13 protein-coding genes are annotated in these 18474 nt (G+C 47.3%); 8 read left to right on the plus strand and 5 right to left on the minus strand.

The genetic code is table 11. The annotated features are described in order from the left end of the window. Nucleotides 1-77 precede the first annotated feature (77 nt). Both QUA02_RS06785 and QUA02_RS06790 read left to right on the plus strand, forming a co-directional pair. Nucleotides 78-3122, plus strand: coding sequence for a HEAT repeat domain-containing protein (locus QUA02_RS06785; protein WP_333026231.1), 3045 nt, complete (start codon nt 78-80; stop codon nt 3120-3122). Between the two features lie 156 nt (nt 3123-3278). Further along, a complete protein-coding gene (locus QUA02_RS06790; protein WP_333026232.1) occupies nt 3279-3755 on the plus strand; it encodes a Crp/Fnr family transcriptional regulator in 477 nt (158 codons plus the stop codon). A gap of 459 nt (nt 3756-4214) precedes the next feature. On the opposite strand, the gene QUA02_RS06795 is transcribed toward QUA02_RS06790, so the two are convergent. After that, on the minus strand, nt 4215-4559 hold the full coding sequence (locus tag QUA02_RS06795; RefSeq protein WP_265239581.1) for a DUF4870 domain-containing protein: 345 nt from the start codon (nt 4557-4559) through the stop codon (nt 4215-4217). A gap of 102 nt (nt 4560-4661) precedes the next feature. Between QUA02_RS06795 and prfC the strand changes: the two genes are divergently transcribed. Continuing rightward, a complete protein-coding gene (gene prfC, locus QUA02_RS06800; protein ID WP_333026233.1) occupies nt 4662-6290 on the plus strand; it encodes a peptide chain release factor 3 in 1629 nt (542 codons plus the stop codon). 88 nt (nt 6291-6378) lie between these two features. Here the strand turns inward: prfC and QUA02_RS06805 are convergent, their stop codons facing one another. Together QUA02_RS06805 and QUA02_RS06810 are read right to left on the minus strand one after the other, a co-directional pair. Beyond that, the gene (locus QUA02_RS06805) at nt 6379-6705 is read right to left on the minus strand and encodes a type II toxin-antitoxin system RelE family toxin (protein ID WP_333026234.1); all 327 of its coding nucleotides are present in this window, start codon (nt 6703-6705) and stop codon (nt 6379-6381) included. After that, nucleotides 6702-6965, minus strand: a complete 264-nt coding sequence (locus QUA02_RS06810) for a type II toxin-antitoxin system Phd/YefM family antitoxin (protein WP_015177371.1) — start codon at nt 6963-6965, stop codon at nt 6702-6704. The genes QUA02_RS06805 and QUA02_RS06810 overlap by 4 nt, the downstream gene beginning before the upstream one ends. A gap of 390 nt (nt 6966-7355) precedes the next feature. Here QUA02_RS06810 and QUA02_RS06815 point away from each other — a divergent pair, with 390 nt between their 5' ends. From QUA02_RS06815 to QUA02_RS06825, 3 genes are all read left to right on the plus strand, one after another. Next, nucleotides 7356-7625: a hypothetical protein gene (locus QUA02_RS06815; RefSeq protein ID WP_333026235.1), complete on the plus strand. Its 270-nt coding sequence runs from the start codon at nt 7356-7358 to the stop codon at nt 7623-7625. 378 nt (nt 7626-8003) lie between these two features. Then, nucleotides 8004-8228 (plus strand): hypothetical protein, encoded by a 225-nt coding sequence (locus tag QUA02_RS06820; protein ID WP_333026237.1) that lies wholly within the window; start codon nt 8004-8006, stop codon nt 8226-8228. After that, nucleotides 8228-8674: a hypothetical protein gene (locus QUA02_RS06825; RefSeq protein ID WP_333026239.1), complete on the plus strand. Its 447-nt coding sequence runs from the start codon at nt 8228-8230 to the stop codon at nt 8672-8674. The genes QUA02_RS06820 and QUA02_RS06825 overlap by 1 nt, the downstream gene beginning before the upstream one ends. Before the next feature lie 345 nt (nt 8675-9019). Here QUA02_RS06825 and QUA02_RS06830 read toward each other — a convergent pair whose 3' ends face one another. Next, nucleotides 9020-11974: a tetratricopeptide repeat protein gene (locus QUA02_RS06830; RefSeq protein ID WP_333026240.1), complete on the minus strand. Its 2955-nt coding sequence runs from the start codon at nt 11972-11974 to the stop codon at nt 9020-9022. Nucleotides 11975-12258: 284 nt separating this feature from the next. On the opposite strand from QUA02_RS06830, the gene QUA02_RS06835 reads away from it, so the two are divergent. Together QUA02_RS06835 and QUA02_RS06840 are read left to right on the plus strand one after the other, a co-directional pair. Continuing rightward, nucleotides 12259-14727 (plus strand): M48 family metalloprotease, encoded by a 2469-nt coding sequence (locus tag QUA02_RS06835; RefSeq protein ID WP_333026241.1) that lies wholly within the window; start codon nt 12259-12261, stop codon nt 14725-14727. Nucleotides 14728-16178: 1451 nt separating this feature from the next. Continuing rightward, nucleotides 16179-16745, plus strand: a complete 567-nt coding sequence (locus QUA02_RS06840) for an RNA recognition motif domain-containing protein (protein ID WP_333026243.1) — start codon at nt 16179-16181, stop codon at nt 16743-16745. A 525-nt stretch (nt 16746-17270) separates the two neighbouring features. On the opposite strand, the gene QUA02_RS06845 is transcribed toward QUA02_RS06840, so the two are convergent. Continuing rightward, a complete protein-coding gene (locus tag QUA02_RS06845) occupies nt 17271-18278 on the minus strand; it encodes a tellurite resistance TerB family protein (protein WP_333026244.1) in 1008 nt (335 codons plus the stop codon). Nucleotides 18279-18474: the final 196 nt, after the last annotated feature.

The following is an 18474-nucleotide window of genomic DNA, read 5'->3' on the forward strand; positions in this document are numbered from 1 at the left end:
ATAAACTGGTGACTGATAGCTGATGACTTCCTCTCGTTCGTCAGGAATAAGCTACCACACAGGGAAATCAACGCTGCATGGACAATTTTCAAATCAGCGGTTCGGCGGGAGTAAGACAAGGAGTGCTGCGATCGCTCAACCTGCGATCGGAAGAAGTAGAGCGAACCGTACTGATGTTCCTCGTCTACACTCTAACCTCCGTCGGGCTGATCTGGCTGGAACTCAGCACGGTAGGTCTGTTTTTAGACGAGTACGGTGCCGACAAAATGCCCTTTATCTACATAGCCAGCGCGTTTATCGGTTCTGGCTTGGGATTTGTCTACTCGTGGCTGCAAAAAATTCTGCCGCTGAGGCGCACCGTCGTAGTTGTTCTGGGAATGATGTCGGTACCGCTATTTTTGTTTCGATTCGGCATCGGCTACGAAAATACTAAGATAGCTGGCATCAGCATCGCTTTTATTACTATTTTTTTGATGTGGCTGTGGGTGGAAGCTTGCTATGTCTTGAACGATCTCAACACTTCCATCACTTCCAACCAACTGTTTAATATTAGAGAAATCAAGCGCACCTATCCGCTAGTCAGCAGCGGCTATCTAGTAGCTGGAGTAGTCAGCGGATTTTCTCTCCCTGTTTTGCTGCACGTAGTCGGACTCAAAAACGTTACCCTGATATCGGGGTTGATGGTGGCGACAGGCTCGGTGTTGCTGTACTACCTCACGGAAAAATACCGCCAAGCATTCCCGGAAACAGCTCACTGGACGGATGACGACGAAGACGAGGACCAACAAGAATTTACCGCCCGCAAAGTTACAGGCCCGCTGCAAAAATACGCCGTACCTCTAGTCAGTTTCTTCGTCCTCGCAGAAGTCCTCTATGTCCTGGTAGATTTCCAATTCTACAGCCAGCTAGAATACCAAAACCCGGGGGACGGTGCGAGCTGGATAGCTAGCTTCCTGGGCATTTACGAAGGCATACAAGGCCTGTTTCAAGTGGCGACTCAGTGGTTCGCTTCGAGCCGGTTGGTAGAAAGAATCGGTGTATTCGTGACGGCGGTGATTTTGCCGGCCGGTATCGCGATACTCGGGGTGCTGACCATAGGAGCATCCCTCGGCCAGCTAGTATCTGTGTTCATCGGACTGATATTGCTGAGATTTTTAGACGAACTGCTGCACTACACGCTGTTGGAAACCGTTAGCCCGGTTTTATTCCAACCGATTCCCGACAATATTCGATCGGGCATTCAAACTCTGGTCAACGGTGTGGGCGAACCTTTGTCCTGCGGAGCTACAGGAGTCGGCATCCTGATTATGCTGTGGGTGACAGACAAGATACTCCCCCACCAAAACGAAAAGGCATTTCACGACCAGCAAAGCTTGGTATTTATTGGGGCGATCGTAATATTGGCGCTGGTGTGGGTGTTTGTGGTGTGGCTGATCCGCTCTCAATACGTGGGTTTGTTGGTCAAAAGTGCGGAACGCGGACGCTTGGGCGTCACCGACGTTGACCTCAAAGCTCTCAAGCGCGCAGTGGTGGAAACTCTACAAAAGCCGGGGGGCGAAGATGAAAAGCGCGCTTGCATCGAACTCCTGACTCAAATTGACCCCAAAAATGTCGGAGAAGTTCTGGCTCCCATCCTGGATTCGCTGCCGGCAGTTTTGCAGCGCCAGAGCTTGGAAACTATGCTGCAACACCCGAATCCCGCATATTTAGAAGCTGTCCGCGCACTCTCGGAGCAATCCTTGCCGCCGGAGGTGCTGGCCTTGGCTTTGCGCTACATCTGGCTGACGGAAGCTGAACCGAATATCGATAGCTTGCGGCCTTACTTGCAGCCGATCGTCGATCCGGTGGTACGGGGTACGGCTGCTGCTTTAATTATGAGAAGGGGCGATCGCCAGCAAAAGGCAGAGGCTACTAACACGCTGCGGCAAATGCTGACGCACAAGCAAGAGCGGGAACGCGTTATGGGGACGCGGGCTCTGGGAGAAGCTGATTATTTGCAAGGGCTGCGGCTGTACATCCCCAATCTGTTGCAAGATGAATCTCTGCGAGTGCGCTGCGCTCTGTTAGACGTGATTTCGTCTACTCATTCGGAAGAATATTATCCTTCGCTGCTGCGCGGACTCGGTTACAAATCGACTAGGGAAGCGGCTTTGCAGGCTATAGTCAAACTTCACAACGACGCCATTCCTTTGCTCGTGTATTTGGCTGAGGACATCCACAAGCCGGATTTGGTCAGGTTGCAAGCTTGGACGGCTCTGGGTCAAATTGGGACTGTGGAGGCGATCGACATTTTGGTCAGCAATCTGATGACGGCTTGGGGAACTACGAGGCGCAATATCCTCCGCATCCTGTTGAAAATGCCTTCGGAAGCGGGGATAGAAGGAATTCTAGACCGCATCGGCCGCAGCGGCTTGGAAACTCTCATCGAACAGGAGTTAATGTTTATCGGTCAAATTTATGCAGGTCTGGTAGATTTGTCTGGGGTGACAACCTACGGCAATTTCTCCGATCGAGATGCCACCAGCACCGGAGCACCTGGAAACGATACGGCTCAATTGTTGCAGCGGGCTCTGATGGGGTTGGAAGCTGATGCTACGGAGCGGTGTTTTTTGCTGATGAAGTTTCTTTATCCGCTGGACACTGTACAAGCCGCTGCTTTTAACATCGCTTCGGGTCAACCTTCTTTGGTGGCTAGGGGATTGGAGATTCTCGACAATACTGTGGATATAGCTAAGAAGCGATCGCTCCTCAATTTGTTCGATCAGCACTCGGAAAGAGAAAAATTGAGCAACCTCTCCGAATTGATGGTTTACAAACCTCTAGCCCCTAGCGATCGTTTGCGCCGCTTGCTAGAATTGCGCCACTTCCTTTCGGATTGGGCTTTGGCCTGCTGCTTTCACTTTGCTAGGGAAGCGCGCTGGAGCCTTACCGCTCAACAAACTCTCGTCTGCCTGCAACACCCGACGGGGTTTGTCCGCGAAGCAGTGTTAGCCTATTTGAAAATAGCCTCGCCTCGGGCTTTGCTTGAATTGTTGCCGAGGCTGCAAGATGACCCCGATAATTTGGTATCAGCTCAAGTTGAAGAGATGATGGCAGAGTTGGGTGCTGGGGGAAAAAGGTAACATTAGTAAGTTGTCAGTTGTCAGTTGTCAGTTGTCAGTTGTCAGTCAACAGTTAACAGTCAACAGTTAACAGTTAACAGTCAACAGTTAACAGTTAACAGTTTTTCTTCCCCTTCCCCTTCCCCTTCCCCTTTAAATTAATCACTGCATCGCATTATGTTAACTAGCGTCGAACGCCTATTGTTTGTCAGGGAAGTTCCGATTTTTAAGGAACTGCGGGATGATTTTCTCGTGCGTCTAGCATCGGTAATGGATGAACTTTCGTTTCCTTCCAAGCACAGGATTTTTACGGAAGGACAAGAAGGTCGATCGCTCTATATTTTGGTATCGGGAACGGTGCGGGTTCATATAGGCGATCGGGATTTGGCACAGTTGAAAGCGGGGGCTTGTTTCGGGGAAATGTCGCTGTTTGATGCGGAACCTCGATCGGCTTCTATTTCCACTGTCGAACAATCTGAGTGTTTGATGCTGACTCAAATGCAGCTCTATGATGCTATTGATGAAACGCCGGGAATTGCTGTTAATATTATTCGCTTGCTGTCGCGCCGGATTCGCGAGTTGAATCAAAAGTTGAATGCTAAAGAGGTGGTTATGCCGCCGACAGAGACTGCGAGAGTTGCTGAAATGCGATGAAAGTTAGGAATGGGAATTGGGAATTGGGCATTGGGCATTGGGCATTGGGCATTGGGCATTGGGCATTGCGTTTCAAAAACTCGGGATTTATATCGTTTCCGGTTGCATCGGAATGATACCGAGGACACGGCAGTGCCGTGTCCCTACCCATTAATTGTAGGGACACGGCACTGCCGTGTCCTCCGTTTATATCATTCCGAAGCTAACGGATTTGATATTACGCACAACTTTTAAATGTAGGGTACTATTCGGCGCACCTTACGATGATTTTTTCGCAAGTTTATATAGCAACCGCGCCCGACGGTTAGGACATTTTCGAGCGCTGAAACCATTGCTATTATTACCTGTTCCTTTTTCCGACTTCCATTTCTCTTCTTCCTTCTGCTATAAAACAATTAAAAACCCGCTTTCATCAAGAAATCGGGTTGTTGAAATCGATGCTAAAGCGCGATTTACTGTCTAAACTATTCGGAAAATAAAAGGGTAGCGGTAAGGTTGGTTAGGATCTTGCAAAACGTGGAGGATAGCCATTATTGTCAGTCCCCAATGCAGCAGATAACCTAGGGGAACCAGGATAAAGCCGGCCAGACCGAAAGTGACGACAGTTAACACCACAATCACGGTGCTGTACAGCCATACATTAAGGTGAAAATTGATCGCTTCTGTGGCGTTTTCTTTGACCACTGGGTCATCTGATACTAACAATACAGCGATCGGCGCTCCGATCGAGAACACTAACGTACTGAAAAAAATTGCCCCGTGACACACCAGTGATAGCAGCTTCCGCTTGTCGGAGTCGTACATATTACTTTTCTTCCTTGACTTTACTGATAATTTTACCTTTAATAGCCACTCTAGCACAGGCTATAATGGCGATCGGGTGATGATTCCCCTACCTAATTTGTAATGACAACTGAACTCGAAACTGAACTGCTAACTGCTGTTGAGCGCCGGCGCAACTTTGCTATTATCTCGCACCCCGACGCGGGGAAAACTACTTTGACAGAAAAGCTGCTGCTGTACGGAGGTGCAATTCACGAAGCAGGTTCTGTCAAAGCGCGGCGGGCTCAGCGACACGCTACTTCTGACTGGATGGCGATGGAACAGCAGCGGGGAATTTCTATTACTTCTACTGTTTTGCAGTTTGAGTATCAAAATTATCACATTAATCTGCTCGATACTCCGGGACACCAAGATTTTAGCGAAGATACTTATCGCACTCTGGCGGCGGCTGACAATGCGGTGATGCTTGAGGATGCTGCTAAGGGTTTGGAACCGCAAACTCGCAAGTTATTTGAAGTTTGTAAGCTGCGAAGTTTGCCTATTTTTACTTTCTTTAATAAGCTCGATCGCCCTAGCAGAGAACCTTTGGATTTGTTGGACGAAATTGAGAAGGAATTGGGGTTGCAGACTTATCCGGTAAATTGGCCCATAGGTACGGGCGATCGCTTTAAAGGTGTTTTCGATCGCAGAGGGCGCAAAATTCACTTATTCGAGCGGACTAAACACGGTTCTCGCGCTGCTGTTGATACCGTCATCGAATTGGGCGATCCGCGCATTGAAGATTTGTTGGAACAAGACCTTTACTATCAGCTCAAAGAAGAGTTAGAACTGCTGGATGAGTTGGGAACTGAACTCGATTTAGATTTAGTTCGGGCTGGCAAAATGACGCCTGTTTTCTTTGGCAGCGCGATGAGCAATTTTGGGGTCGAATTGTTTTTAGATGCGTTTTTAGATTACGCTATGAAGCCGATCGCCCGCAAGAGCAGCGCCGGAGATTTGCCACCAACTTATGAAGATTTTACGGGGTTTGTGTTTAAATTGCAAGCGAATATGGACCCGAGACACCGCGATCGGGTGGCGTTTATTCGGGTTTGTACGGGCAAGTTTGAAAAGGACATGAACGTGACTCACGCTCGGACTGGTAAAACGGTGCGTTTGTCAAGGCCTCAAAAGTTATTTGCTCAGGATCGGGAGTCGATCGAGGTTGCGTATCCGGGCGACGTGATCGGTTTGAACAATCCGGGGGTATTTGCGATCGGGGATACTATTTACACCGGGCAAAAACTGGAATATGAAGGGATTCCCTGTTTTTCTCCCGAACTTTTTGCTTTTTTGAGAAATCCCAATCCTTCTAAGTTTAAGCAGTTCCGCAAGGGCGTTTCGGAGTTGCAGGAAGAAGGCGCAGTGCAAATTATGTACTCGGTTGATGAGTCGAAACGCGAGCCAATTTTGGCGGCAGTCGGACAGTTGCAATTTGAGGTGGTGCAGTTCAGAATGCAGTCGGAATATAATGTGGAAACGACGATCGATATGTTGCCTTACAGTGTAGCTCGTTGGGTTGACGGCGGTTGGGAGGCGCTGGAAAAAGTTGGGCGGCTGTTTAATACGGTGACGGTGAAAGATACTTGGGGAAGGCCAGTTTTGCTGTTTAGAAATGAGTGGAATTGCCGACAGGTGGAAGGGGATCACCCTGTTTTGAAGTTAAATGCGATCGCCCCTGTGGTTTCTGGTTTGGCTGTTAGCGAAGATTGAGATTACCCTAGGCAAAGGACACAACACTGTTGTGTCCATACAAATGATATTTATTCGGCTTAAATATGCCGGATAGAAGAAGTTACAATCACGGCTCTAACAGTTTTTCTAAGATGGTGTAAATGTCTTTTTTGTCACCATCTTTACGTCTCCCTAGTCCCACGACAACAACTAGAACTCGATCTTGTTCGACTTGATAAACTATACGATAGCGCTGTCCAACAGCTCGGATGCTGCGAAATCCTGATAGGTTATCTACAAGGGCTTTGCCTTGCTTTTGTGGTTCAAATTTTAGTTGATCGATGCGATCGCGCAATTTTTCCTGTTCTCGTCGATCTTTGACTGCCTCCAACATTTCCAGTGCCAGTGGCGTAAGCTGGATCTCATATTCGATCGCATTTTCTTCGTGATTCATAGTCCCAATTTTGCTTTGGCATTTTCCCAGGAAATAGTTTCGCCTTGGCGTGCTTGGGTGATGCTTTGCCGCAATTTGGCAACGAATTCTGTATCGGTGAGAATATCTAAGGTTTCTAACAGTTCAGTCAAATGCGTGTAGCTCATTGCAGCCATAACGGGAACCCCATCTTGAGTGATGATGATAGGCTCATTGATAAGTTCTTGGGGTAGGTTTGGAAGCTGCTGCTGTGCTTGGGCAATGGTGAGTCGTTTGGACATGGTTGTACTAAAGCAACATTACTTTTAATTTAGCATTTCGGCCCAACTAACTGGTTTCCAGCCGCTGACGCTGGTAACGAATAAATCCAAAATCTAAGATCCAAAATCTAAAATCTAAAATCGGTTGACGGCTGGCCCCCTATGCGGCTACGCTGTGAATTGAGAGGTTGCTTTGCTTGCACAGGAGGCAGCCCGCGTCGCCCAAAAATCTAGTTGCACTGCCCAAAGCTGCGCTAACAGCAATGGACAGCATAACCGCCAAACTGATCACAGCAGTCTGGAGGCTCCGAGAATCTTAACATTCTCTGTAGCCGCCCTGCTATGCGTTGAAATGCGGGGCGGCTGGGTTTTTGGGTTTCCCTAGAAAACCCAAAACCAGGAGAACATAATATGTCACAGGAATTCTTGCCTGACGACAACTTGGACGATCGGCCAAATGACGACTCAGCAGCAGTATGCGAACAGGAAGTGGTGCTGTTAACGGTTGTCGGTTCGCAATCGGGTGTCAGGGAAACCATACTCACTTTGTACCGGCTGGGATTTGCAGAAGTGGGCGATTGGAGTCCCGTACAGCGTGCGGCTAATCCGAAGCAGGTGATGAGCGTGCTGATCCGTCGGAAGCGGGCTGACAGTGCATCGCCGAGAAAATCTGGGCGGTAAGCTGCAAGGTTAAGTTTTTTTAGGGCTTACGCATGGGGCCGAGAAACCGGGTTTTTCCCTTGAATACTGCGTTGTGAGGCACAGATTCGACCAAAAACCCGGTTTCTTTGAGGAATGACGCATGGGTGGCTAGAAGCCGGGTTTTTACGAGAATACTTGGTTGTGATTCGCAGATTCGGCCAAAAACCCGGTTTCTTTGGTCGGAGTCCGTCAATCCTACAACAGTGAAAGCCTTGGAATAAAGAGGGTATTAAAGCATGATTTGGCATTATCATAAAATAAATCAACTCTAAAGATGCGCCTTGACACAGTGCTGCAAACACCGAGCCAAGACGACTTTTCCTATGTTGTAGAGCCAACACAGGAGCTATATCAATAATGACAAATAACGATCCAAATAGGTGGCTGCGCTACGATTCAGATAGGGATATTTCTCGACATAGCGCCACCAACCCGCAGAAATGCCGGGATATGCAAAAGAAGTATGGCTGGAAACTGATCGACATTGAGGAAATCGAAAATAAGTACATTTTTGAAGTTGATTGCGTGTTCAAAGGGAAAACAGAATTTCCCAACTATCTCGAAGAAAAGGAGGAAGAGTAATGCAAAAATACATTGTTTTTCAAGCTGAGTCAGGTGAAGATGAAGGCTGGAGACAGAGAAAACTCCAACACAGCCAAGCTCTAACTTTTATCATTGCAGAAAACTGGGATTCTTCTGAGGAACCGATTCCTGAACCGGGATATCGCCCTGTAGAATTTGTGCGGGTGGAGTCAGAACACGATCCAAACGAGCACGCGCACAATACTCATTATCGCGTCAGCGATTGGGAAGTTGTACGGGTGCAAACATATACGCCTGATATTCCAACTCCGATGAGCGATTATGATGTAATTGTGATGTGTTACTGTCGGTATAGCCCGATCGACGCTCCTCTGAAATCGATGCCGAAACGACAGGTATCGATCGATTCTTTTGGTGGCGATGAAGTGGCTTACAAGCAATACTTAGAATCGGAAAAGAGCAAGAATTATGCGCCGTCAACTTAAGCGTCAAGTCTTAGGACTGACGTATGGGGCCCAGAAACCGGGTTTTTTAGATAATATTCGTTGTGATTCGTAGATTCGGCTAAAAACCCGGTTTCTTTGAGGACGCGCGGGTAGCCAGAAACCGGGTTTTTTCCAGAATACTTGGTTGTGATGCGTAGATTCGGCCAAAAACCCGGTTTCTTTGAAGGCTGACGAGCGAATGGCCAGAAACCGGGTTTTTTCCAGAATACTTGGTTGTGATTCGTAGATTCGGCCAAAAACCCGGTTTCTTTGTCGGAGTGCGTAAATCCTGTGAACTTTCGGTGTAAGTTAACTCGACAGGTTTTTCTCCTTAATGCCGCGTCTTTACTCCTTGCGATCGAGGTAACTGGTGACAGTATCGTCACCCAAATTAGCGAGAAATTTTTGCAGTGCATCGCGCCTATTGCGAATTGAATCACCATTAGGAGCAATGGCTAAAGATCGATTAAACATTTCCAGTGCTTCTTGCCAATTTTTGAGTGCTTCCTGTCGATCAGATAATTTTGCTTGCAAACTACCCAGTCTTATCAGCGCATTCCCTTTGTTGTTGAGAGCATAGTTATCATCCGGTGCAATAAGTAAAGCAGAATTAAAGGCAGCGATCGCATCTGAGCAAGACTGTTTTGCCGCCTCAAATTCACTTAGCCTTGCTTGCAAACCACCCAGACTTTGCAGCGCAATCCCTTTGTTGTTGAGAACACCAATATCATCCGGTGCAATAAGTAAAACAGAATTCAAGGCAGCGATTGCCTCAAAGTAAGACTGTTTTGCCCCCTCAAATTCACTTAGCTTTGCTTGCAAATCACCCAGACTTAACAGCGCCTTCCCTTTGTTGTTGGGAGCACAGATATCATCCGGTGCAATAAGTAAAGAAGAATTACAGGCAGCGATCGCCTCAAAGTAAGACTGTTTTGCAGCCTCAAATTCACTTAGCTGTGCTTGTAATTCACCGAGACCTCGCAGCGCATTCCCTTTGTTGTTGAGAACACAGATAGCATCCGGTGCAATAAGTAAAGCAGAATTCAAGGCAGCGATCGCATCAAAGTAAGACTGTTTTGCAGCCTCAAATTCACTTAGCCGTGCTTGCAAATCACCGAGACCTCGCAGCGCATTCCCTTTGTTGTTGAGAGCATTGATATAATCTGGTGCAATAAGTAAAGCAGCATTATAGGCTGCGATTGCCTCTGAGTAAGAAAGTTTTGCAGCCTCAAATTCACTTAGCTTTGCCTGTAACTTACCCAGACATTTCAGCGCAATCCCTTTGTTCTTGAAAACGTCGATATCATCTGGTACAATAAGTAAAGCAGAATTCAAGGCAGCGATCGCATCAAAGTAAGACTGTTTTGCAGCCTCAAATTCACTTAGCTTTGCTTGCAAATCACCCAGACTTTGCAGCGCATTCCCTTTGTTGTTGAGAGCATTGATATCATCCGGTGCAATAAGTAAAGCAGAATTATAGGCTGCAACTGCCTCTAAATATTCTTGTTTTGCCTCTACATATCGAGCCAACCAAGCATAGTAATTTCCCTCCGATCGCGAAACTCTACCAAGCCAATAATCACTTTTAATCCACAACTCATCTCTAACTTCCAGCAGCGCCTCGCATTCCTTATAGCGACTCTTTCTCAAAGCTTCATCAAACACCTCTTTCCATTCTTCTACACCCCGCTGCCAATCCAAGCGATTAGCATGAAAAATTGCCTCCGCCGCATTCCCCACTTCTCGATAATGCCCCTCTAAAACCTCATGAGCCCTGCGAGTTTTCGGATGATCCCGATCGGCATCCAAACGCCGCAATAAATCGTGAATCCGATACCAGTTATCCCCCCGCTTCTGCGATTTCCACACAAAGGAAAAACTCGTCAACATCTCAAAATTTGCACTGCTTGCCTGGAAGTGGCAACCCGATCCCAATTTTACGTACAAATCCTCATCAAAAGCGCGGCCAGCACTCAGCGAATGCACGGCCGATCGCACTTCGCGATCGACATAACTCAGCAACCGATCCGTTAATTCCGCAGTCTTGTTTTCCAACTTCGGAATCCGCGCAAAATCCGACGCCAGCAACTCAATTCCCCGCCTTCTTTCTGCCAGCACCGCATCCGCGCACAAACCCAAATAAAACGGATGTACCTGCAAATTCTCCAAATTATCAGCGGGATTGACGCTGGCATATTTAATTACAGCATCTGCAAAATCTGCCTTGTCAATCTTCACTTTGTGCAAGTAATCCCTCGCATCATCCGGCGACAAATGCCACACCAATTGTGCATCTATATAATCTGCGGGAATCGGAAACCTTGACGCATTCGGCCACCGCAATTGCGTCACCGGACACTCTCGCCCCGCCACAACAACTACAATCCCCAATTTGTAATCCAATGCCCTCAACAACCGCCGAAACCACTCATCTTGATACCAAAAAGTTGCGCCTTGAGAATTGCGTTTTTCATCCCACATTTTCTCGTGAGTATCGAACAGCATCACGAGGCGATCGGGTTTATTCTTGCCAGCCATTGTCGCATTCAAATCCCCAGCAAACAATTTCGGCAAATAGTCGGTTAACTCAGTATCAATATCTAGACGGCGAATTTCCTCCGCCTTTTCATCGCTGACGCCCAAGCGATTTTGAATTAATTTCATCGCCCGCTTAATCCCGCCCAATTTATCTATCCCTTTGAGCACCGCCACCGCTTGCGCCACCACCGGAAAATCTGCAAAAGTTTCAATTATAGGTACCACCAATTCCGCCACATCATCGGGGAAAAGTTGGTTGAGAGTTGCCTGTGATTCGCCTTTGTTCAGCAAATACCAAAAGCAAGCAAAGTCATAATTGGGAAATTTAAATTTATATTTCTTAGTTGCTGCTGCCAGATTTCGGCGCAGCATCAGCAAGCCGTAAAATCTATCTTGCGGTTTATCTTCTTTAATCGGTATCAATCCGAAATCGTGTCTGACTGCGGGTATGGGAGTGTAGGTCTTAGGTTCAGCATAGCGGACAAAATCAGCAACTTGGGCGGCTTGTGATTCTGGGATGTCGTGCAATTGTTTCCACACCTGCGGCGAAAATCTTTTGCAGCAGTGAAACTGCAAGTGTTGTAGCAGCAAAGACTTGCCGTTGCCTCCATCTCCGTAAAAATACAAAATTTGTTGGCGCGCGGGGTCTTCGTTTAAATAAAAGGCAAATCGGCGGGTAAATTCGTATCTGTCGGTAAAAAGTTCCAGTTTGCGATCGCCGCTAATAGATTCGCTTTCAAAATCTTCGTCGTCTATTGGCATAAGTGTGCAGGTGAGGTGTTAATTTATTATACCAATGGGGGATTGAAATTGGGCATAGATATCAATTAGGGGCGATCGCATTTAGGGCATATGTTAAAACTGAGATATTGCACCCTTCTCAATCAGCTTTTGTGAACAGGCAAGATGCCTGTGAAGCGAGAAAATTTATCTTTTGTGGAACAGGCATCTTGCCTGTTGCTGACAATGGTACAAAATGTGAGTTAAAACCGTAATCGATCGACCAGCCAAGCTATCTTAGACAAGACGCGATCGCAAGCACAGTCATGGCATCTCCAAACAATCAAAATTCGGCGGATTCATCTGTGAAAGACTCTCTAGAGGCTGGGTTAGCTGCTTTGAAACAAAAAGATTACCAAAGCGCGATCGCCCTTTTAGAATCCGTTACCCAAACCGCGGCCAATCAGTCGTCGGGAATCCGCGCGCAGATGGGGTTGGTGGCTGCGTACAAAGCAGCCGGTAATGTGAAAAAGGCGATCGCCCTGTGCTCTTCCCTCGCCAAAAGTCCCAACTCTCAAGTCAAAACTTGGGCCGATCGCGCTTTAACAGAATTAACCCCCCCTCGCCCCCCAAAACCACCGGAAAATAAACCAAAATCCGCAGAAACTCCCCCCGAAACAGGCTTTGTCGCCTTTGATGCCGGAACAAAATCGCCGAAAAAATCGCTTGGGGGCGATCGACCGACCGCCGATAAAAAAACAGGATTTTTACCTTTAGAGCCGGCTGTAGAGCCTGGAAATGCCAAATCGCAACATATTTCCCCGCTGCCTCCACCCCCCAAACCGGAAAACTCGACCGAAACCGCACCCGATACAGAAATTAGCGGCGAAAATAGTTCCGGTTCCCCAACAGATATCCCCGGAGTCGCCAGCCCCGATACTTACCAACTGAGTTGGCGCGAAGCGGGGCGCGCCAAAAGCCCGCGCCCCCTCAAACCGCTGAAGTTGCTGGAGTTTCGGGTGCAAGCCGTTGCAAGTGCGATCGCCCTATTTTTCCTAGCCCGGTTTGTCCTGCAATTCCTGCTGACAAACACTAATTCTCTGTTGGTTCAGCTTTACATATTCAGTAGACTGCCTATTTTCGCGCCGATTCAGCTTTTTTACCGCGATCCAACTCCGTTTGTTCAGATGGTTTTTGGATTGCTTTTGGCCTCGTCTCCCTGGCTGATAGACGCGCTGCTGAAACTGTTTTGCGGCATCGAAACCCTGCGCGGGTCAGTTTTATCGAAGCACAGCAAAGAAGCTAGTCGGGTACTCCGCAGTTTTTGTACCAAGCAAAATATAGCGGTGCCGGTGCTGAAACTCTTGCCGCTGAATGTTCCTGTAGCTTTCAGTTACGGCTGTTTGCCCCGTTTTGCTCGGATTGCTGTGAGTCGGGGGCTGTTGGAACAGTTGACGGATGATGAAATTGCTACTATTTTCGCGCGGGAGTTGGGCCATATTTCTCACTGGGATTTTGCGCCGATGTCGCTGGCGCTGCTGGTGATTCAGATTCCTTACTTGATTTATTGGCAGGTGGCGCACTGGCAAGAGAGGTTGTGCGATTTAATGACGATCGAGTTTTTTCGTTATGCTGTCAAATTTGTGGCCGCTGCAATTTCTGCTATTAGTTACGGGATTTACAAGTTGTTGCGCTGGCCGATGTTGTGGGTGTCGCGCCGCCGAGTGTATTTTAGCGATCGAACTGCTGCGGAAATTACGGGCAATCCTAACGGTTTGACGCGGGCACTGGCTAAAATTGCGATCGGCATTGCTGGTAATATCGAGCAGCAAAAACAAACTACCTTTTTCCTCGAAAGTTTCGATCTATTGTTACCCGTAGGCGTTGGACAAGCTGTAAACCTTGGTTCTGCTGCATTACACGCGCCGCTGGAACAGATTTTGCTGTGGGATGTCAGCAATCGGGAGCGCAACTGGTTGACGGTTAACAGCGCGCATCCTTTGCTGGGAGAGCGTTTGAAGCTGTTGGCCCTTTATGCTCAATTCTGGCAACTGGAGACAGAGTTAGATTTGGCAAACGCGGGAGTGGAAGAACAACCCAGGAAAGGAAAATTGGCTCTGTTTAAGTCATTACTCGAATTTAAAGACTCAAAACTATTTTTACAGGGTGCGCCGTTTTTTGGAATTCCGATGAGTTTGGCGATAGTCGGGGTGCTTTGGCTGATTGGGGGGATTTTTTCGAGGACGAGTATTTGGCAGTTGGATTGGCTTTGGGGCGATCGATCGATTATTTGGGGCTGTTTGCCGATCGGATTTAGCATCGGTACTTTGATGCGGATCAATTATTTCTTCCCGGACATTACACCGCGAGAAACCGCTTCGCCGAGTTTGCCGGAAATTTTGTCAAATCCCGATAGTTTGCCGCTGGATGCTCAACCGGTGCGGCTCTCCGGGCAACTTTTGGGTCGATCGGGTATGGGTAATTGGCTGGGACAAGATTTGATTTTGCAGACGGCGACGGGTTTGGTGAGGTTGCATTATGTTTCGAGGTTTGGCTACATTGGCTCTTTGTGGCCATTTTTGTTCAAAGAGACTACTCGCCCCAGCGATTTGATCGGAAAATCTGTTGTGGCGACTGGTTGGCTGCGCCGGGGTGCTACTGTGGCGATCGACCTTGAAAGTCTCCGCAGTCAAGGAGGGAGGGTTAGTGACAGCGGACATCCGATTTGGTCTGCGATTTTGGCTTTTGCTGCTGCTTTTTGGGGCGCATACATCATTATCCAGGGCCCAAGGTGAGACGATTTTGGATTTTAGATTTTGGATTTTAGATTGAAGAATGGGAAATGACTTACTGCATAAGGGTTTCGAGGTTGCCTACAATTGCATTTTTTACAGGTATGAGGAATAGTTATCAGATTGCCGCACTCGATCGCGCACAACGCGCAGCCCCAGATGAGTTTTGAGTTAAACGGGGGATGGGCGATGTTCTCCGTGCTGGTGGCGCAGTCTACTATTCATTGGTGTCAACGTAACGTCAAACTTAGTACCGGTCTGCTGTTTGACGATTAGGGTTCGATCGCCCAGGCGCCCCCCTTAATAAGGGGGGGGACAAGAAATATCCTCAAAGTCCCCCTTCTTAAGGGGGATTTAGGGGGATCTAGACTCAGGTAAAAACGAGATTTATCAAGGGTTTCAGGCTTAAGTTGACACTAATGCCTAACGTAACGTCAAACGTAGTACCGGTCTGCTGTTTGACGATTAGGGTTCGATCGCCCAGGCGCCCCCCTTAATAAAGGGGGGACAAGAAATATCCTCAAAGTCTCCCTTCTTAAGGGGGATTTAGGGGGATCTAGACTCAGGTAAAAACGAGATTTATCAGGGGTTTCAGGCTTAAGTTGACACTAATGCCTACACTCTTCTTCCTTCTTGCCTCTTCCTTCGTAAACAAAAGTTGCTTTTTTACAGACATCCTGTTACATTAGTTTACAGGAATTGGATTGAACCAAATAGCGCGATAACTTCAGTTGGCTAAAATCGATAAGGGATTGCGTAAAAATTGTCAACCTCCCAACACAGCAAGTTCCGTCAGCCGGTGGCCGGCTGTTTTTTTTCGAAAGCAAAATTCGCTGTGCGGGATGAATTCAGAAAAGTGATTCAGATGTGGTTTTCGTTAAATTCAGCGTGAAATCTTCCTAAATAACTAGCTCTGTTACCAAGGCTGTGATACCTTTAAAGAATGGTCGGACGCTGCCGGGCCCAATTTAAGGGATACCGGGTAAGTGAGTAGTTCTCAGCATTAGGAGCGAGATTAGGAGCGAGGTAAGATTACTGGCTAAAAAATGTTAGCGATTTTACCCATCACTGTATTAAACTGAATACTGGCATTCCGATCGCTTGCAATTGACATCCTTGGACATAAATTTCTACACGGCACTGGCTATAAACATTCTGAATCAAAACCGGAAGCAAGTAATACAGAATAGCCAATAGCCTAAACATTTGAGTGATGACTAAAAGTTTACACAACAACCTGAGATTTAAAAGCTCTCTGCATCGGCGGTTAAGTTCCGGCCTTATCAGAGTAAATCATCTTTTTGTTCTAAAAGATGGGGGGAGCTGTCAAGGTTGGTGGGAGGAATGCGCTAATTCTCGGGTTAGGTGGTGTTTGCCTGAAGTCAATATTCAGTTGACTTCAGGTAATTCTGTTCGAGCAAATTAATTAAAATCCACGTCTGGAGGAATTTTTCATGTCTATTCGTCTTTATGTTGGCAATCTACCCAAGGAACTCGATCGCCAAGAATTGCAAGAAGTTTTTGCACCGGAGGGCGAATCTGTTACCACAAAGGTAATTACCGATCGCAAAACTGGAAAATGCAGAGGATTCGGTTTTGTGACGGTGCTAACCGACGAACAAGCCGACCAAGTTATTGAGAAATATAACGGCTTGATGTTCAAAGAAAACCCGCTGAAAATAGAAAAGGCTCTGCCCCGTTCTAAGGGTAAATCTGAGAAGGGCGAAGAAGATCAGCAGCAGTCGTCGCCTTCCTCACCGCAGTTGGTGTCGGCGTCGGCGTCTGTGCCTATGCCTGTGCCTGCGCCGCAGCAACAGCAGCGCTCGGCTCCCCCTACCCAAGGTGGAGGAGGTTCCAGCAAAAGCAATCGCCGTCGGGGTGACAACAACAAGTCTCGCCGCAATCAGTCGGCAACAACGGTGTCGAGCGCTGATTCCGGCTCAGTGCAGCCAGATCCGCGCTGGGCGAGTGCTCTGGAAGAACTCAAGCAAAGATTGGTGGAAGCTCAGACTACTAATTAGTCGAAAACGGCGGCTAATTGCTGCTGTCTCTCGACTGTGGTTGACTGAATGTATTTGGAAGTGCGATCGAGAATCGGTTTTTTAGCTGGTTCTCGATCGCACTATTTTATTGTAAAATAATCCTTATAGGTTTGTAGTAATATCAATTCCGGCTGCGCCGGAATGATATAGAGGACACGGCAGTGCCGTTTCTTGCGCGCCAGATTAATTGTAGGGAAACGGCACTGCCGTGTCCTGATTTCGGGTAATATTAATTTCGATGCAACGGGAATTGATATAATTTGGTCGATCGACCAGACACCATATACAGCACTTTTCAGATATGTGAGGTACATAGCAGAGGTAGGGACACGGCGAAAGCCTTTGTCCCTACGGGGATATTGAATGTACTTCGTGAACCTGGAATATGCTGTAATATTCTGAGGATGCTTGGCAAAAAAAACCCGGTTTCTCTGAAAATATCAAGTTTAGCAGCGAGACATCTAGAAAGAAACCGAGTTTTTAGCTCCCCTAAATAAGTTTTGTTTATGCGACTGCCGAGAATTCAATAGTCTCAATAAACGCGAAAATATTGTTCATAATTCCCTCAACTTCAGACTCCAGGGAACCCAATTCATCCCCCTCCTGATAAATTCGCTGACAGCTTACCGTGTAGCAAAAATCGTCAGCAATAAAAGCCATAAGTCCCCGGTAGGCATCCAGTCGAGTCAGAGGGCCCTCGTTTTCTTGCACGCTGATAGTTGCACCCGCAGGCAAATCCAAAACCGCGAAATAAGCTTCTTCATCTTCTAAATATTCCGCGTGGAGTAACTTAGAGTTGGCAACATTAGCAAGAATTGCCTGAGAAACAAAATTGTCGAGAAAAGACTTGAGATAAGCTTCCTCGCCCACCGACTCGATTGTTTCTTCCACTTCACCAGCAATAAGGAAATAATCAATTTTCAGCAAAACGCCAAAGTCGTCAGAAAATGCGACACAGCCTTCTTGCTCATCAATTTTACCGCCTCGTTGCTCGTCAACTGGAATGGGGACGCTAAAATTGCCTTCAGGAGATACGTACAATGCCCCATCTAAATCAGACTCTTCGCCCTCTACTTCCGAGTAAGCAGCAATTACATCCTCGATAATTTCCGCAGCTTCCTCGTCTTCCACACCCAATGCTTGCTGGAATTCCTGAAGAAAAGCCTCGTGCTTGTCAGATATTTCGCCATCTGCCACAAACATTGCTGCGGTTATTGCAAAAGTATCCAACACTAACTCATCTGGTATTGATTGCCAAGCAGTATTAAATAATGCTCCTAAACCGTCTTGGGCGACAATACCGGCAAGTTTTTGAAACATTGCTGACATATCATCTTCCGAGTATTCAGCAAATATTTCTGATTCCCAAAGTATGCTTTCTAAAATGTCAGCATCCGTGTCAGGGGAATTTGCTTCGGCTGCGACAAGCGCTACCGCTGCTACGGATTCTTCTAAAGTCAAGCTTGCTTCGGATTTGTCTTCGGAATTGAATATTTTATCAAACTTGCCCACAGGTTTTGCCCCGCTAGTGTTTAGTTTTGCTATTCATAGCAAATTTATGGCATCAAAAGATAGTAGTCTGGGATACATTGATACGACTGATATCAATTCGGGCTGCACCGGAATGATATAGAGGACACGGCAGTGCCGTTTCCCTACCACGATCAATTGTAGGGAAAAGGCACTGCCGTGTCCTCCGTTTATATCA

Origin of the sequence: Microcoleus pseudofavosus SVA1_A4, from assembly GCF_036700565.1 — a bacterium.
Classification (GTDB): Bacteria; Cyanobacteriota; Cyanobacteriia; order Cyanobacteriales; family Microcoleaceae; genus Microcoleus.

What these genes read in the sequence shown, in the direction of transcription:
- QUA02_RS06825 (WP_333026239.1), top strand. Translation starts at nt 8,228, where the DNA reads ATGCAAAAATACATTGTTTTTCAAGCTGAGTCAGGTGAAGATGAAGGC.
- QUA02_RS06785 (WP_333026231.1), top strand. Translation starts at nt 78, where the DNA reads ATGGACAATTTTCAAATCAGCGGTTCGGCGGGAGTAAGACAAGGAGTG.
- QUA02_RS06835 (WP_333026241.1), top strand. Translation starts at nt 12,259, where the DNA reads ATGGCATCTCCAAACAATCAAAATTCGGCGGATTCATCTGTGAAAGAC.
- QUA02_RS06810 (WP_015177371.1), bottom strand. Translation starts at nt 6,965, where the DNA reads ATGTCCAAACGACTCACCATTGCCCAAGCACAGCAGCAGCTTCCAAAC.
- QUA02_RS06820 (WP_333026237.1), top strand. Translation starts at nt 8,004, where the DNA reads ATGACAAATAACGATCCAAATAGGTGGCTGCGCTACGATTCAGATAGG.
- QUA02_RS06840 (WP_333026243.1), top strand. Translation starts at nt 16,179, where the DNA reads ATGTCTATTCGTCTTTATGTTGGCAATCTACCCAAGGAACTCGATCGC.
- QUA02_RS06795 (WP_265239581.1), bottom strand. Translation starts at nt 4,559, where the DNA reads ATGTACGACTCCGACAAGCGGAAGCTGCTATCACTGGTGTGTCACGGG.
- QUA02_RS06830 (WP_333026240.1), bottom strand. Translation starts at nt 11,974, where the DNA reads ATGCCAATAGACGACGAAGATTTTGAAAGCGAATCTATTAGCGGCGAT.
- prfC (WP_333026233.1), top strand. Translation starts at nt 4,662, where the DNA reads ATGACAACTGAACTCGAAACTGAACTGCTAACTGCTGTTGAGCGCCGG.
- QUA02_RS06790 (WP_333026232.1), top strand. Translation starts at nt 3,279, where the DNA reads ATGTTAACTAGCGTCGAACGCCTATTGTTTGTCAGGGAAGTTCCGATT.
- QUA02_RS06805 (WP_333026234.1), bottom strand. Translation starts at nt 6,705, where the DNA reads ATGAATCACGAAGAAAATGCGATCGAATATGAGATCCAGCTTACGCCA.
- QUA02_RS06815 (WP_333026235.1), top strand. Translation starts at nt 7,356, where the DNA reads ATGTCACAGGAATTCTTGCCTGACGACAACTTGGACGATCGGCCAAAT.